Here is a 17,029-nt window from a genome sequence, read left to right as displayed (position 1 = left end):
TATTTGATTTTCACTTTAAATAGTACCTATTGAATCTTTAGTAAGATTAATGATTGTGGACATTTCTTCAGAGCTTAGATAACGCCATTTTCCCGTAGGAAGATTACTTAAGGACACATTCATAATTCTAATACGTTTAAGACTAGTTACTTTAAATCCTAAGTATTCGCACATTCTTCTAATTTGTCTATTTAGACCTTGGGTTAAAATTATATTAAAAGTACATTTGCCAATTTTTCTAACTTTGCATTGCTTTGTCACAGTACCAAGTATAGGAATTCCATTTTCCATTGAATTAATAAATTCTTTTGTAATAGGTTTATCAACGGAAACTACATATTCTTTTTCATGATTATTTCCTGCACGTAATATTTTATTTACCATATCTCCATCATTAGTTAAAAATATTAATCCCTCAGATGGTTTATCGAGACGTCCTATAGGGAATATTCTCTCGTGATAGTTAACAAAGTCAATTATATTTCCCTTAACATGAGTTTCTGTTGTACAAGTAATTCCTACAGGTTTATTTAGGGCTATATATACTTTATTTGACTTAGGTTTAATAGTTTTTCCATCAACTATTACAGTATCAGTAGGACTAACTCTTGTTCCAAGGGTAGCTAAGATACCATTTACATATACTTTACCAGATTCAATAAACTTATCTGCTTCTCTTCTGGAACAAATTCCACTTTCGCTTATGTACTTATTAAGTCTAAGTAAGTTTTTATTATCCATATAGTTATATCACCACCTAGCATAAGACTTAATGAATGTTAGTTACTATATACTTACATTCACTTTAAATTTATTGTATAATTATAGCATAATATCAATGTTATTAGTATTATACAATATAACAGATATTATATAAATAAAAATTTAGAGGATATGGGGGGAACTATGAATAATAAAGTAGTAAAGAAAATTTCTAGTATTTTAATAGTAATTATAATGTGTATGACACCATTGGCATTAACTGGTAGTGCCTTTGCAGCAGTAAATATACAGGATTTAAATCATCAAATAAATATACCAACAAATAAAACTTGGACAATAAAGCTTAGTAATAAACTACATACAAACTTAATAAATAATCTTAGTACTTATGTAAAAGTTTTTTCACCTAATGGTGGTGAATTAAAGGTAGGTTTAAGTTACAATGCAACAAACAAGGCTATAAAAATAACACCACCTTCTGGAGGATATAGTACAAGCACTACCTATAGTATAATTGTAAAATCTGGATTATATGATAGTGAAGGAAAGTATATTGAATCACCTGCAGTAAAGGAATTTTCTACAGTTCCATCAAACCATAATGTATCCACATTAGGTACAATGTCTACTTATTCAGTAGGAACTACAGTAGATAATTTTGCAAATATCCAATATAATAAGAAACCACCAATATTTAGAGCTTTATATTCTGGAGATGCAAGAAAAACAGATATAGCACAGTATTTAGAACCAAGCAGATATAAAAATGATAAAAATGGTATATATATGTTTATGAAACTAAACTTCATACAAGATATAAGTGTAAGCACGCTAAATAGTGTATTAGTGGGTAAGGGTAAATTATCTAATATGGGACAAGCATTTTACGATGCTTGTAAAACCAATAATGTAAATCAAGCCTATGCAGTGGCACATGCACTATTAGAGACTGGAAATGGTACATCTGCCTTGGCAAAAGGAGTAGACTATAAAAAAGAAGATGGAACTACCGTTAAGGTTTATAATTTCTTTGGAATTTGTGCCTTTGATAATTCACCAGTAAGCTCTGGAGCAGAAGCAGCCTATAAAAATGGGTGGACTACACCAGAAGCAGCTATTAAAGGTGGTATTAAGTGGATTGCTGAAAATTATATACATTCATATATAAATTATTCGAGACCAGATCAAGATACTATATACGAAATGAGATGGAATGTTCATAATTACAGTAGTCCATGGCATCAATACGCTACAGATATTGTATGGTCATACAAACAAGTAACTAATATTAAATTAATAATGGACAAGCATCCTAATGTTAAACCACAATTTGAAATACCGGTATATAAATAATAAGTATAGTATAAAACCCTAGTCATAAATTGACTAGGGTTTTAAAATTATAAAATCAATATATTAATCAATATTAAGATCATTATCATTTCTATTAATTATAACTTTATAATTATATTTTTCAGCATATTTCTTAAAATTATCAAAATTAAGAGGCTCTCTTTTGTTATCCTTAGTTATATATATATATATACTGCCAGGTGAATATTCATCACACTTCGGGATTAATTCCTCTTTTAATGCTGAGTCAAATAAAAGATTTAAGCCTAAATTTAGTTCGTTTCCTTTTAGTGAACTTAAACTTTCCAATCCTAAAGTAGACCCGCTAGAATCTGTAATTTTAACTATCTTGTTTCTATTTATACCTATTTTGATATTGGAATCTAAAGAGAGGATTATATTAGCTCTAGGTGAAAAGAAGATAAAATAAATACAACTTAATACTAATGCACAAATAGATATTAGTATTATAAATACTTTTATAAGATTTGACCTATCTACATATACAGTACCATCATAAATATTACCTTTAATAGGAGCTTTATCATTTCGCTCTAATGTAACAAATTCTTTATTATTTGTTACTATATAAACTTTATCATCATCAAAATTAATTACTTTACCAGATTTTCGCATATAAATACCTTTCACTAATTAAATTTATTTACAACATAAGTATATTTTACAATACAATTTTAAAATATAAAAGTAAAAGTAATCATCATTATAAGAAAATATTTTATTACAAAAAAATATTATATTAGCTAATATTTGCAAAAAGTGTTTGAATATTCAGTATACCGGGAGTATAATTTATACTAATAGATAAAAAAGGGGAATTATTAAGACCTTGGGGGAGAGTTAATATGAATAAAAAAAGGATATTATTATTAAGTATAATAATGGGATTTTTAATAATTGTAATTGGTAATTATTTAAACAACTACAATTTATTGAAACAGCCACCGTCAGAAAAATGGAGCAAAGAAGTAAAAATTGGAAGTGGGTTAGGAAAGAATACACCAGTAATCATAAAAGAAGAAAATCGTTTATTAGTAGCATATGAGGACACTAAAAAGATTAAAGTATGTGAAACAGATTTAAATGGAAAAGAAATTAAAACTAAAGAATATGCTGTAGAAGAAGAATTACTTAAGAATTTAATATTTACCAAAACTGATAAAGGATATACTTTGATTTATAATTCTAATAAATTAAGCATAGATTATTTAGAAAAGTTAGTTTTAGATGAAGAGTTAAATTTGGTAAAAAGAGAAATAGAAGAAGGAATTACATTTACTGAACAAATTGATAGTAAAAATATAGTTTTAGCCTATAAAGATAAAATTAAGTTAGTAAACACAGTATCAAATGAAAATATAGAAGTGCCAGTAGAAAACTTAAGTATGCTTACTGCTAATAAAAGTAAAGATGAACTTTTAATATGTTACTTAGAAAAAGAGAAATTATTTAAAGGATTTACAGTTAAAGGTGGAAAGGTATCAAAGCCATTTCTTATCAAAGAGATGATTAAAACTGACAAAATTACTTATGGAGCAATGTCATTGTCTTCAGATGCAGAAAATGGATATTTGCTTGTAGAGAAATATGATAGAAATGAATACTTTGCTACAGAAGTAATGGAGTTTCCTATAAGTGGAGGAGAGGGCCAGGTTAGTAAGCTTGCGGTTGATAAATCCAGTTACGTTATAAATACTAAAGGAGCCTATTCAGAAAATGGTGCAAGATTTTATGCCACCATGGGAGTGCCTTTTGGTAAAAAGGAATTTCAAAAAGCTATAGTTTCTTTTGAAATAAAAAATGGTGAAGTTTCAAGTTCAGAGAAGATAACTAGACTAAGAGAATTATGTATTCATCCATATAATGATGAAGAATATATAGCATTTCTTAGTTTTGAGAAGGATGGATTATATAGTGTTAATATAGCATCTAGTAATGAGAGGTTTAAGGATGCAAATAATGGACCTCGTAGAGATGAGAGATTGAGATCTCTTGGGTATGTAGTAGAAGGTTTTATGTATAGTGTATCTTATATTATAATAATAGGATTTAGATGGATAGTTCCTGGTTTAGTTATAGCAGGAGCAGTATCTTTTATGGATTACAAATTTGATGATAAAAAGAAAAGGTATATGTATATCATACTAGCTACTATTGTTGTAGTAATGAAAATATGTACTATAAATAAAGCTTTTTATGTGCAATATTCACATATGTTACCTACTATTTTAGCTCCATCATTTGTAGGAATATTGATAAACTCCTTAATTGGACTAGTTGTATATGGATATGGATATATGGTCTATACAGATGATTTTGAGAGCATATTTCTAGGTAAGTTTAGTATATTCATGTTAATTGATGCATTGTTTACATTAATGATATTTGTACCTCTTATAATATAATAATAAAGTTTGATTAGAATTTAAAAAGAGATTATTTCTTATAATTAATTGAAATAATCTCTTAAAGTTATATAAAACATATGCATAATAATAATAAATAGTTTAAGGAGATATATAAATGAAAAAGAAAAAAATGCTTTTAATTTTTCTTATTATTGTGACGTATATATTAATACTTATTGGAAACTATAAGAATAACTATAATTTAGAAATACAACCACCATCTAAAACATGGAGTAAGGAAGTAAGTATAGCAACTGCAACAACGAAAAATGCTCCAGTAATTTTGAAAGAAGAGAATAGAATACTTGTAGCATATGATAATAATAAAAATCTTAATATTGTTGAAACCAATACTGTAGGAGAAGTTTTGAATAATAAACAATATGAAGTTAATGAAGAATTAATAAACAATGTATTACTCGCTAAAAGTGTAGATGGGTATATACTAATGCTTAACTCCATAGAAGATTGTGAGGGATACTTATTAAAGGTATATATAGATAAAGATTTAAATGAGGTTAGTAGAGAGAATATTAAAGGAATAAATAGTACTTATCAATTAGATAATAACAATATAGTAGTTGCTTACAAAGATAAACTTGAGATAATAAATACAGTAGAAGATAAAATGATATCTATTCCAGCAAAAAATACAGACATGCTTTCAGCCAGTAAGAATAAAGACGGTTTTCTAATATGTTACATGGAAGACAACTCATATATTAAAGCAATTACATTTAATGAAGATAGGGTTTCAGAACCTATATTAGTGGAAGAAATAGCTAAGAATAATAGAGTTACTTATAAGAATATGTCCTGTTCTTCAGATAGAGAAAATGGATATACAATGTTTGAGCAATATGTTAAAGGTGAACTTCACTCTTGTAGGTTATTCGAGTTTCCTATAGCTGGAGGTGAGGTTAAGGAAAGTAAACCAAGAATTAATGAATCAAATGAACTAATAAATGCTATAGGAACTTACTCTGACGAAGAAGGTGGGAAGTTCTTTTCTACAATAGATAACTCTTATGGGAAGAAAGAGGAAAGAAGAGGAATAGCATCCTTTGTTGTAAAGGATGGTAAGATAAATAAAGTTGAGCCAGTTACAAGAACAAGAGGAGTATGCATTAATCCTTATGTAAACGAGGATTATATTAGTTACTTAAGTTTTAGAGATGAAGATTTATATGATGTTGTCATAGCATCAACAGATGAAGGATTTAAGGCTGTAAATAATTTACCAAGAGAGTCAGAGAAGAAAAGTGCACTTACTTATACTATTGAGGGACTGATGAATAGCTTTGTATCTATAATAATTGTTGGATTCCCATGGATAGCAATAGGTTTAGTTTTAAGTGGAGCAGTTACATTCCTAGACTATAAGCTATCTAATAAGCAAAAGAAGATTGCATATATAATAGTAGCTATAATAACAACTTGTGCAAAGACCTTTTTCATAATAAAAATGTTCTATGTTAAATATGTATATATGTTACCACCGGCTATAGCCCCTATTTATGTTGGTATTGTCTTATGTATATTAATAGCAGTTATAACATATAGTTATGGATATTGTACTTATACAAGTGAATTTGAGGGAATATTCATATCAAAATTTGTTTTAAGCTTATTAATTGATGCATTATTAACTTTGATGATATATGCTCCATTAATAATATAAAAACTTAAACCGTCATATCTATTTTAAACTTCTAATAGTTATAGATATGACGGTTTATTTAATAATCACAGCACTTTTGTTATACTCAATAAAATGATCTATAGAATAGCTAAAATCCTATTTATAGAATAGGAGATAGTAGTCTAGATATAGCTTCCTTGAATTTAATTATTAGAGATCTATTAGAATAATGTTCAGGAGTGAGTAAAGTACTTTGCAATATATCTGATTCAAAGGCTTTATCAACCTCAGAAGTAGTTATTGTACCATATATTATGGCATTAACTTCAAAATTTAGATTAAAACTACGTATATCCATATTAGCAGTTCCTATAGTACACATTTTACCATCTATTGATACCATTTTGCTATGAATAAATCCATTGTCATAGGTGTAGCATTTAGCGCCACATTCTACAAGTTCCCAAATATAGGACTTAGATGCCCAATAAATAAATGGATGATCTGGCTTACAAGGTATTATAATTTTAACATCTACACCAGATAGGCATGCTATTTTAAGAGCTGTTAAGATACTTTCATCTGGAATAAAATATGGAGTCTCAATATAAATGGAATTTTCAGCTTTGCTTATTAGTTTAAGGTAAGTATTTCTTATACTACACCACTCAGAATCAGGTCCGCTAGAAATTATTTGAACAGCTGTATTATCTATGTATGGTTTTCTAGGAAAATACCTTTCTTCCATAAAAAAGTCTTTTTTGCTTGCAAAACGCCAATCCATTAAAAATCTTACTTCTAAATAATTTACAGAGTCACCTTGAAGGTGAAGATGGGTGTCTCTCCAAAAGCCAAATTTCTTAGATAGTCCTAAATATTCATCTCCTACATTTAAACCTCCAACAAAACCATGTTCTCCATCTACAACACATATTTTTCTATGATTTCTATAGTTTATTCTCACATTTATATAAGGTATAAAAGGAGGAAAAAAGCAATACACTTCTCCACCGGCTTTTACCAGTGGATCAAAAAAATGCTTTTTATTATGAATGCAACCCATACCATCGTAAAGTAGTTTAACTTCAATGCCTTCCTTTGCTTTCTCCACTAAAAGATTAAGTATTTCAGTGCCTAGGTTATCATCATTAAAGATATAGTACTGAATATGAATAAAATTTTTGGCATTCTTTATACAATCTATCATGATAGGAAATTTTTCATTTCCATTATTAAGAATATCTACTTTGTTGTTATTAGTAACAATAAAATTATCACTATATAGATTTAAATTTATTACATCATGATATTCTTTTAATAGAGAGTTATTATTAACTATAGCTTTGTCGCTGAGAAGGCGCTTTTGCTCTTCAGAGAATTGCATAAGAACAGATTCTTCTTCCTTTTTTAGAACAAAGAATTTTTTGCGACGAAGATTTTGACCAAAGAATAAATACATTATAAAACCAATAAATGGTATAAACAACATTATCATAAGCCATGTCCAAGTATTACTAGTATTTCTCTTTTCAAATATAATTACAATTATAGCAAAAGCAATATTTACAACAAATATAAGGTTTATAATATTTAAAAAAACAGTATAATTATCCATAAAAACTCCTTATTATAATATAATAATTAAATTTTAACATAACATATAAAAAATACATATAAAAAACTCTAAAAACTATATAATTATTATAATAATAAAAGTATAATTAAAATTAGTGTTTGCAACATGTATGATTCTATGCTATAAAACTAGTGTAACATAAATAATATAGTATAACATAAAATAAACGGGAGGGCAAAATGAAGGAGTCTTTTAACAAAAGTGAACTTAAAAATTATCTAATGATAATGGTTGGTATAACAATACTGGCTATAGGAATAAACGTATACTATTCACCACAACATTTAGTTACCGGAGGAATATCAGGTTTAGCTATTATATTAGATTATGTATTTAGAATTCCACTATGGTTAACTAATGTAATTGTAAATATACCATTATTTGTAGTTGGAATAAAAATAAAAGGGATGGATTTTGCAAAAAAATCTATATTTGGAGCAGCTTTTGTATCTGTTGCCCTTTGGTATACTAGTTTTATACCGCCAGTTCAATCTGACTTATTAATATCAAGTGTATTTGGAGGCCTTTTTGTAGGAGCTGGAGTTGGATTAGTATTAAGATCATCGGCATCAACAGGAGGTACAGATTTACTTGCAATAATTATAAAGCATTATTTGAAGAAAATACCTATAAATCAAATAATGATGTGCATAGATGGAATGATAATAGTAGTAGGTTTATTTGTTTTTGGCGTAGAAAAAGCCATGTATGCATTGATATCTATCTTTATAGTTTCTAAAGTAGTAAATACCTTAGTAGAGGGTGTAAATTACTCTAAAGAAGTACATATAATCTCAGAAAAGTCTGGTGAAATAGCACAAGAATTAATGAAGCACTTAAATAGAGGAATAACAAGCATAAATGGTAAGGGTGTATATACTGGAAAAAGTAAAGATATATTGTATATTGTATGCTCTACAGAAGAATTAATTGAGCTTCAAAGAATTGTAAAAGAAGTAGACACTGAAGCTTTTATAATAATAAATGATGTAAGAGAAGTAGTAGGAAGAGGATTTACTCAGCCACAGTATGATGGATACAAAGAAGAAAAATAGAACATTATAGAAGGATTTAGAAAATAAGTATAGAAACTATTTAAGTATAGAATGTATATTCAGTTTTGAAAGGATAGGTGATTAAAATGAATATAAAAGTGGAGAACTTAAAAAATGTTCAATCACATAACAATTCCAAAGGTATATTTTTATTTGAAAGTTATATGGAATTACAACAAGGGTTTCCATGTGATAAATTAAATAATATCCTTAGTTGCTTAAGTGAAAACAAAGAGTTTATTGGCAAAAAAGGAGATACATATACATTAACTAGTGTAGAAGATGGGTCTATACAAAAAACTATACTTGTAGGTCTTGGTGAAAAAGCTAAGTGTAACGTAGATAATGTTAGAAATAATACTTCTAAGTTAATCAAGGAAGTAATCAAACAAAAAATAAAAGTTCTAGATTTACATGTGAAATCTATGGATTGTTGTTGTAATTATGAAAAAGTTAAAGCTATTGCTGAGTCCATTATAATGACTACTTATAATTTTGATAAATATAAAAGTGATAAAAAAGAAGTACTATTAGAAGAAGTAAGAATTATATTTCATGAGGACCAAGATTTAGCTAAATTAAATGAAGCTGTAGAAGAAGGAAGACTACTAGCAGAAGGAAATTTAATTTCAAGAGAGCTTGTAAATGAGCCTGCTAATATTTTAACTCCAGAGGCATTATCTAAAAAAGTTCAGCAGTTAGGTCTTGATCATGGATTCCAAGTTGAAGTATATAATAAAGAAGAAATTAAAAACTTTGGTATGGAATCATTTTTATCCGTTGGTAAAGGTTCTTCAAATGAACCTAAGCTAATTGTAATGAGATACATGGGTGATACTGATAATAAAGAAAATATATTAGGGCTTGTAGGTAAAGGATTAACCTTTGATGCAGGTGGATATTGCCTAAAAACTGCAGGAAGTATGTGGACTATGAAGAGTGATATGGGGGGAGCAGGTGCTGTTATCGGTGCCATGTCTACCATAGCAAGAAAGGGATTAAAGAAAAATATTGTAGCTGTAGTGGCTGCTTGTGAGAATTTAATTTCAGGAGATGCATATAGACCTGGAGATATAATTAATACTATGAATGGTAAAACCATAGAAATTATAAATACAGATGCTGAAGGCAGATTAACTTTAGTAGATGCAGTTACTTATATAATAAGAAAAGAAAATGTAACTAAGGTAGTTGATATTGCTACTCTTACTGGTGCTGTAGGTGGTGCTATAGGAAGTGCCGCTACAGGAGTTGTAACTAATGATGATGAATTCTACTCACTTTTAGAGGAAGCTTCTTTACATTGTGATGAAAGAGTTTGGAGATTCCCAACCTTTGATGAATATAAAGAAAAAATAAAAACTGGTAATGCAGACTTAGTTAACTCAACTGGCCCTGTAGGTGCAGGAGCAATTACAGCAGGATTATTTATTGGTGAATTTGTAGAAGATAAGCCATGGTTACACCTTGATATTGCAGCTACAGCTTTTACATCACAGACACCAAATAGAGAATATTTCTCAAAGGGTGCAACAGGAGTAGGGGCAAGATTATTATATGAAATTGCTAAAAAATATTAATAAACATAAAAAACCTGTGGAAACACAGGTTTTTTAATGATAAAAGAGTATAACTTTGAATTTATCAAAGTTATACTCTTTCATTATGTAAATATTTAATTATAAGATACCTTCATTTTTAAGAACAGATTCAATTTCTTGAACTTTCTTAGCAAGAGAAATAAAGTTTTCTTTTATCATGTCCTCAGATACAGAATTAAATTTAATATTTTCTTCTAGTTTTTCAATAGTAGAAAGTGCTTCATCAATCTCTTTTTGCGCTTGCTTTAAATTAGTTTCATTCATAAAAAATCTCCTTTAGTTGTTTTATTTAATCTATACATTAAATGTTATCATTGAGAAGATTTAAATTCAACTATAAATTTATTGAAATGAATTATAGGAGTTAGTATAAGACTTATCAATTTTGCTACTATGAAGGGAGTATACTTCTCCATTAACTAAATCAACAACTTCTACAAGACCAGAATTATCATAAACTTTTCTAATGAATAACTCTCTATTGTTATAATAACCAGTAGCTCCAGGGTTTTGATTTTTCATTTCTATTATTTCGTTTAAATCCATAACATAATATACCTCCTAGTATGATTTTTAATAGTTTTTCCTAAATTGACAGTTTTTATGCATGATAAAATAGAGGATTGAATTTTCTATATAATAAAAAAGCTAAATATTGTTTAAAGGAAGAACATATACATTACATATAAATATATATTAATTTATTAAAGATATGGGAGAGTTTGTATGATAAATGTAATATGGTTCGGAATTTTATTTATAGGTATAGCTTTTGGCGTACTTACAGGAGATGGAGAGCTCTTATCTAAAACCATAGTATCAACTACATCAGATACAGTTAAGCTTATCATAGAGCTATTAGGAATGATGTGTCTTTGGTGTGGGGTGATGAAAATTGCAGAGAGAAGTGGTCTTACAGACAAATTAGCCAGATTATTAAAACCTATACTTAAAAGAATCTTTAAAGAAGCAGGAAAAGATGATAAGGCTTTAGGAGCTATAGTTATGAATCTTACAGCTAATATGTTTGGGTTATCTAATGCAGCAACCCCTTTTGGTATAAGAGCTATGGAGGAAATGGATAGAATAAATGGGCATAAAGATGTGGCAAGCAACGATATGGTACTATTTCTAGTGTTAAATGCAGCCTGTATTCAGTTTGTACCAACTACAGTTGTTTCTATTAGAGCTGCATTTAATTCTGGAAATCCAGGTTCAATAATTCTACCAGCACTATGTACTACAACCTTTGCATCTATACTTGGAATTATTTTATGTAAGTTTTTACAAAGATACTTTTAAAGGAGGGATATGCTTTGGGAAATATATTTGATTATTTATTAAAGGGAATAATTCCAATAATTATAGGTGCTGTAGTACTATATGGCATTATTGCTAAGGTAAAAGTATATGAATGTTTTGTAGAAGGAGCTAAGGAAGGTATAAATGTATGTGTAAGGATTTTCCCTTATCTTTTAGCTATGCTTATAGCAGTAAATTGCTTTAGGGCTTCAGGGGCTATGGATTATGTTATAAACTTAATAAAGCCAGCTGTTAACGTGGTAGGTATACCTCCAGAAATCGTTCCGTTAATATTTATAAAACCACTGTCAGGTAGTGGAGCAATTGGAGTTTTCACAGATATAGTAAAAAGCTATGGACCAGATTCTTTCTTAGGATTTCTATCATCCATAATAATGGGTGGTACAGAAACTATATTTTATACTATTACTGTGTATTTTGGAGCTGTTGGTATAAAGAAGGTAAGACACAGTTTATGGGTAGCTCTAATAGTTGATTTTTGTGCCGTACTTTTAGCTGTTAATTTAGCAGTAATGTTAATGAGATAAAGAAATTTGTTAATACAGGGGAAGAGTTTAATTAAAAGTATAGAATTTGTTTATATATATCATATTTTGTAAAAATATGATATATAAGTAGATTCTAGATGGGAGAAAAAGTTATGGATGTTTTTATGGAGAATTTTTTTTATCTTCTTATCTTGTTTTTTATAATAGGAGCTGTAGTTGCAACAATAAAAAGAATTTTACGCTAGAGAGGAATTAAATTATATAAGAGATTACTTAAGAAAGTAATAGTAAATGAAACTGCCGAATAAAGAACATTAGCGTACTTTATTCGGCAGTTTTAATATATGGATTATCAATATTTTAGTCTAGCTTTGATATGGGACTATTTATAGGCTTCAGTTTCTTCACATAGAATATATAAAGAAGAAGTCCATCTACAGACCATTGAATTAGACATATAATCCAGAACACAGTTATTGATGTGCCTAGTAAATAAATGAATATAAATACTAGTGGAAGTCTTATAAACCAAGAGGTTACGAAGGCTATAATAAATGGAGTTTTAGTATCACCATAACCTTTGAAAATTCCACCTACAATCATCGATAGTGCCATGGCAGGCTGTTCTGCAGCAGCTATCATTAAACAAGCTGCCCCAAGAGAAATAACTTCTGTATTACTACTATCTATAAACATTTTAATAAGTTGTGCTGGGAATATTAAGAATAGTAATGTAAATATGCACATTACACCTATTCCTAAAATCATAGCAGTACGACCATACTCTCTAGCTTTTTTATAGTCGCCTTCACCAACTTTATTTCCAACTAGAGTTGTAGCAGCAACGGCAAATCCCCACCCAGGCATAAAAGAAATAGATTCTAAGGTTAAAGTGATTTGGTTAGCAGCAAAGGCGATGGTACCAAGATGCATAATCATCATACTTGTAAAAAGCCTAGCTAAACTATAGGCAGCTTCTTGCATTCCAGCAGGTACAGATAAAGAAGTAATATTTTTTATTCTAGCACCGCTGAATTTCTTTAAGTACTTAAATTCAATTTTTATTAGGGATTTTTTATAGGTATATATAGCTGAATAAATAAATCCTGATATATTAGCTATAGTTGTAGCAATAGCGGCACCCTTAACTCCAAGTTCTGGAAAACCAAGTAAACCAAAGATTAATACAGTATCTAATGAAAGGTTAACTACAAGCATAACAATAGAAACAATCATTGGAGTTTTAGTATTTCCATAGGATCTATTAACAGCATTTAACATACTAGATAACATATTAAAGGGCAAGCCAATACATACAATATTTATATAAGTTGTACCTAATCCTATTATGCTTGGCTCAGCACCAGCTAGAACTAACAATTTTTTACTAAATAAGAATATAAATAGTGTAGTAGCCATACTTACTAGGAATCCTAAAGAAAATCCTAAGGTTGCATATTCATTAGCCTTATCTAATTCTTTAGCACCGTATCTTCTTGCTACAATTGAAGTAATTCCAACAGATAAGCTTTGAGCAACTAAAATATTAGTAAAGGTATAAATAACTTCACTGGACATTCCTACAGTACTGACAGCAATATCCCCTCCATATTGACCTATAAGCATAGTATCAACAGTCCATATCATTGTATATAATAACATTTCTATTACAGCTGGTAAGGATAGTTTAAGTACATCCTTTACTGTAGATTTATTTAAATAAAGGTTCTTTTTTAATAATTCCATATAACTACCTCCTTTTAAAAAATTACCTTTTAATTGCCTAATAATAATGTAAGAAAATTATGGCACATATATAATGATAATTCATATTTGCAAAAAAAAATAGATGTAATACAAATAAAAATAAATAAAGTATAAAAATTCATAAAAGTGAATAAATTACTATATAAATATACACCTATATAAATAGTTATATATAAAACTATAAGGCTAGTTAAATAGTTAAATAGTTAACTATTTGTTGTGTTCATGCGGGTTTCAGGGCTATTCTACCCTTTAAAGGTATGATTAAACATATGTCTATAGGGAGATTATGAATAATTATATTGCTACTATTTAATAATATATTAATAAAGATAATATATTAATTATACCGTTGACATAAAATAATTATAGTATTATCATATTAATTAATATTGATATTTAATGCGAAGAAAAGAAGAGTACTAAATGAAATTTTCTAAAGAGAGCTAGAATAGGTGAAAACTAGCGAAAAAGAAGTTTGGGAACATGGTCTTGGAGCAGATTTTCTGAAGTGTAGTCACCAAGGAAAATAGGGAAGTCTCCCTTATAGGACAAAGTAATAAATGCTAAGGCTGAGTTACTTATTGAGGTGTCTACTGTGAAGTAGATATAAATTAGAGTGGTAACACGTATATAACGTCTCTATGTAGAAATATTTCTGCATAGAGATTTTTTTTAGACTTAAAGCCAAAAGATATAATAAAAATACAATAATTTTAGGAGGAAGAAATATGACAAAGAAACCATTTTATATTACTACACCAATATACTATCCATCAGCTAATCTTCATATAGGAAATACTTATACAACTGTGGCAGCTGATGCTATAGCGAGATTTAAAAGATTTACAGGTCATGAAGTAATGTTTTTAACAGGAACAGATGAACATGGTCAAAAGCTTCAAAGAATAGCTGAAGACAAGGGCGTTAAACCAATAGAATACATAGATGAAATAGTAGCTGGAATTAAAGATCTTTGGAAGCTTATGGACATTAGTTATGATAAATTTATTAGAACTACTGATGATTATCATAAAAGCTCTGTACAAAAAATATTCAATCAGCTATATGAACAAGGAGATATATATAAAGGCTCTTATGAAGGTTGGTATTGTACACCTTGTGAAGCTTTCTGGACAGAGACTCAAGCAGTAGATGGAAAATGCCCAGATTGTGGTAGGCCAGTAGAAAAGGCAAAAGAAGAAGCATATTTCTTCAAAATGTCTAAATATGCAGATAGACTTTTAGAGTATATAGAATCTCATCCAGACTTTATACAACCAGAATCAAGAAAAAATGAAATGGTAAATAACTTCTTAAAACCAGGATTACAAGATTTATGTGTATCAAGAACATCTTTTGATTGGGGAATACCAGTTGAGTTTGATAATGGTCATGTAATTTATGTTTGGATAGATGCTCTTTCAAACTATATAACTGCATTAGGTTATAACCAAGAAAACACGGAGCTTTATAAAAAGTTCTGGCCAGCAGATGTACACTTAATAGGAAAAGATATATTAAGATTCCATACTATATATTGGCCAATTATGTTAATGGCATTAGGATTAGAGTTGCCAAAACAAATATTTGGTCATGGATGGCTTTTAGTTGATGGTGGTAAAATGTCTAAATCTAAAGGAAATGTAGTAGATCCAGTGATACTTGTAGATCACTTTGGAGTAGATGCTGTAAGATATTACTTACTACATGAAATACCTTTTGGTTCTGACGGACTTTTCAATAATGAAATATTTATAAAGAAAACTAATTCAGATTTAGCTAATGACCTTGGAAATTTAGTTTCAAGAACTGTAACTATGGTAGAGAAATACTTTGGAGGAGTAATTCCAGCTCCAGATGTTAAGGAGGCTATAGATGAAGAGTTAATTTCCGTTGCATTAGAAGTACCTAAGAAGGTTGAAGCTGAAATAGAGCATTTAAGAGTTTCTGATGCACTAGATCATATATGGACATTAATTAGAAGAACCAATAAGTACATCGATGAGACAACTCCTTGGATATTAGGTAAGGATGAAAACTTAAAAGGAAGACTTGCTACAGTTCTTTATAACTTATGTGAAAGTTTAAGAATAATATCTTCTTTAACTTCAGCATTCTTACCAACAACAAGTGCCAAAATAAATGAGCAATTAAATATTTCTAATTCTACATGGGAAAGCTTGACTTCTTTTGATGGTACTGTTGCAGGAACTAATGTTAATAAGGGAGCTGTAATATTTCCAAGAATAGATGTGGAAGCTAAAATAAAAGAACTTGAAGAAATCGCTGAAGCAGCTAAAAAAGCTGCACAAAAAAGAGAAATAACTCCAATAAAAGAAGAAATAACTATAGATGATTTTGAAAAAATTGACCTTAGAGTAGTTAAAGTTTTAGAATGTGAGCCAGTTAAGAAAGCTAAAAAACTTTTGAAATTTAAGGTAGATATGGGTGGAGAGATTCGTCAAGTTATATCAGGTATTGCAATGCACTGCAAGCCAGAAGATTTAATTGGAAAGAACGTAGTTTTAGTTGCTAACCTTAAGCCTGTAACTTTAAGAGGTGAAATATCTCAAGGTATGATTCTTTCTGCAGCTACAGATGATGATTCAAAATTATGTGTAGTAGATCCAGGTGACATTGAATCAGGTTCAATAGTACGTTAATAAAAAAAGTTACATCCTTTGGATGTAGCTTTTTTTATTATATAATTAAAGGTAAATAAATCATTGGGGGAATTATATGGGAAAGGTAAGAATAACTGTTTTAGAAAGTAAGTGTAGGTGTGGATATCATAAAAAAGGAGACATATATGAAGTGGAAGATATTTGTCCTCCCATTTGTCATGAATTATGGCAAAATATTTATCCAAGTGTATATACTTTACTTAATGGAGGAGATTTAGACTTTGGAGATGAACGTAGAAAGATGTTTCAGCTTTCATGTCCAGATGGAGGTAGAGTAAAAGTAAAGGGAGAAGTTATAGAATAGAAGAATAGAAAGCCTGAATCT

At 29.0% G+C, this 17,029-nt stretch carries 15 protein-coding genes and 1 other annotated feature; of the genes, 9 read left to right on the top strand and 6 right to left on the bottom strand.

All coding sequences use genetic code 11. The annotated features are described in order from the left end of the window. Window positions 1-15: 15 nt before the first annotated feature. Window positions 16-741, bottom strand: coding sequence for a 23S rRNA pseudouridine(2604) synthase RluF (rluF, locus tag ACTNBA_RS13285; protein WP_441074680.1), 726 nt, complete (start codon window positions 739-741; stop codon window positions 16-18). Between the two features lie 165 nt (window positions 742-906). Here rluF and ACTNBA_RS13280 point away from each other — a divergent pair, with 165 nt between their 5' ends. Continuing rightward, complete coding sequence (locus ACTNBA_RS13280) at window positions 907-2,076, top strand: N-acetylglucosaminidase (protein WP_441074679.1); 1,170 nt, start codon at window positions 907-909, stop codon at window positions 2,074-2,076. A gap of 63 nt (window positions 2,077-2,139) precedes the next feature. On the opposite strand, the gene ACTNBA_RS13275 is transcribed toward ACTNBA_RS13280, so the two are convergent. Then, window positions 2,140-2,712: a hypothetical protein gene (locus ACTNBA_RS13275; RefSeq protein ID WP_441074678.1), complete on the bottom strand. Its 573-nt coding sequence runs from the start codon at window positions 2,710-2,712 to the stop codon at window positions 2,140-2,142. 230 nt (window positions 2,713-2,942) lie between these two features. Between ACTNBA_RS13275 and ACTNBA_RS13270 the strand changes: the two genes are divergently transcribed. After that, window positions 2,943-4,502, top strand: coding sequence for a hypothetical protein (locus ACTNBA_RS13270; RefSeq protein ID WP_441074676.1), 1,560 nt, complete (start codon window positions 2,943-2,945; stop codon window positions 4,500-4,502). Window positions 4,503-4,620: 118 nt separating this feature from the next. Further along, entirely contained in the window at window positions 4,621-6,186 is a 1,566-nt protein-coding gene (locus ACTNBA_RS13265; RefSeq protein WP_441074675.1) for an MFS transporter, read from the top strand. A gap of 121 nt (window positions 6,187-6,307) precedes the next feature. Here ACTNBA_RS13265 and cls read toward each other — a convergent pair whose 3' ends face one another. After that, entirely contained in the window at window positions 6,308-7,762 is a 1,455-nt protein-coding gene (gene cls / locus ACTNBA_RS13260; protein ID WP_441074673.1) for a cardiolipin synthase, read from the bottom strand. Window positions 7,763-7,962: 200 nt separating this feature from the next. Between cls and ACTNBA_RS13255 the strand changes: the two genes are divergently transcribed. Together ACTNBA_RS13255 and ACTNBA_RS13250 are read left to right on the top strand one after the other, a co-directional pair. Beyond that, complete coding sequence (locus ACTNBA_RS13255) at window positions 7,963-8,838, top strand: YitT family protein (RefSeq protein ID WP_441074672.1); 876 nt, start codon at window positions 7,963-7,965, stop codon at window positions 8,836-8,838. A gap of 86 nt (window positions 8,839-8,924) precedes the next feature. Next, a complete protein-coding gene (locus ACTNBA_RS13250; RefSeq protein ID WP_441074671.1) occupies window positions 8,925-10,418 on the top strand; it encodes a leucyl aminopeptidase in 1,494 nt (497 codons plus the stop codon). Window positions 10,419-10,517: 99 nt separating this feature from the next. Here ACTNBA_RS13250 and ACTNBA_RS13245 read toward each other — a convergent pair whose 3' ends face one another. Further along, window positions 10,518-10,703 (bottom strand): hypothetical protein, encoded by a 186-nt coding sequence (locus ACTNBA_RS13245; RefSeq protein ID WP_035130839.1) that lies wholly within the window; start codon window positions 10,701-10,703, stop codon window positions 10,518-10,520. A 78-nt stretch (window positions 10,704-10,781) separates the two neighbouring features. Further along, window positions 10,782-10,985 (bottom strand): hypothetical protein, encoded by a 204-nt coding sequence (locus ACTNBA_RS13240; RefSeq protein ID WP_035130841.1) that lies wholly within the window; start codon window positions 10,983-10,985, stop codon window positions 10,782-10,784. A gap of 180 nt (window positions 10,986-11,165) precedes the next feature. Here ACTNBA_RS13240 and ACTNBA_RS13235 point away from each other — a divergent pair, with 180 nt between their 5' ends. Both ACTNBA_RS13235 and ACTNBA_RS13230 read left to right on the top strand, forming a co-directional pair. After that, window positions 11,166-11,741, top strand: coding sequence for a nucleoside recognition domain-containing protein (locus ACTNBA_RS13235; RefSeq protein WP_441074669.1), 576 nt, complete (start codon window positions 11,166-11,168; stop codon window positions 11,739-11,741). A 14-nt stretch (window positions 11,742-11,755) separates the two neighbouring features. Continuing rightward, entirely contained in the window at window positions 11,756-12,289 is a 534-nt protein-coding gene (locus ACTNBA_RS13230) for a spore maturation protein (protein WP_084178068.1), read from the top strand. Between the two features lie 321 nt (window positions 12,290-12,610). On the opposite strand, the gene ACTNBA_RS13225 is transcribed toward ACTNBA_RS13230, so the two are convergent. Continuing rightward, window positions 12,611-13,996, bottom strand: coding sequence for an MATE family efflux transporter (locus tag ACTNBA_RS13225; RefSeq protein ID WP_441074668.1), 1,386 nt, complete (start codon window positions 13,994-13,996; stop codon window positions 12,611-12,613). A gap of 419 nt (window positions 13,997-14,415) precedes the next feature. Then, window positions 14,416-14,664, top strand: a binding site (T-box leader). A gap of 84 nt (window positions 14,665-14,748) precedes the next feature. Between ACTNBA_RS13225 and metG the strand changes: the two genes are divergently transcribed. Further along, window positions 14,749-16,683 carry a methionine--tRNA ligase gene (gene metG / locus ACTNBA_RS13220; protein WP_441074666.1) on the top strand — a complete coding sequence of 645 codons (1,935 nt, stop codon included), beginning with the start codon at window positions 14,749-14,751 and terminating at the stop codon, window positions 16,681-16,683. A gap of 76 nt (window positions 16,684-16,759) precedes the next feature. Beyond that, window positions 16,760-17,008 (top strand): TIGR04076 family protein, encoded by a 249-nt coding sequence (locus ACTNBA_RS13215; RefSeq protein WP_346846945.1) that lies wholly within the window; start codon window positions 16,760-16,762, stop codon window positions 17,006-17,008. The last annotated feature ends 21 nt before the right edge of the window (window positions 17,009-17,029 follow it).

It is taken from the genome of Clostridium sulfidigenes (genome assembly GCF_052067195.1).
GTDB classification, from domain to species: Bacteria; Bacillota; Clostridia; order Clostridiales; family Clostridiaceae; genus Clostridium_J; species Clostridium_J sulfidigenes.
This window is presented reverse-complemented; position numbering and strand designations above follow the sequence as displayed.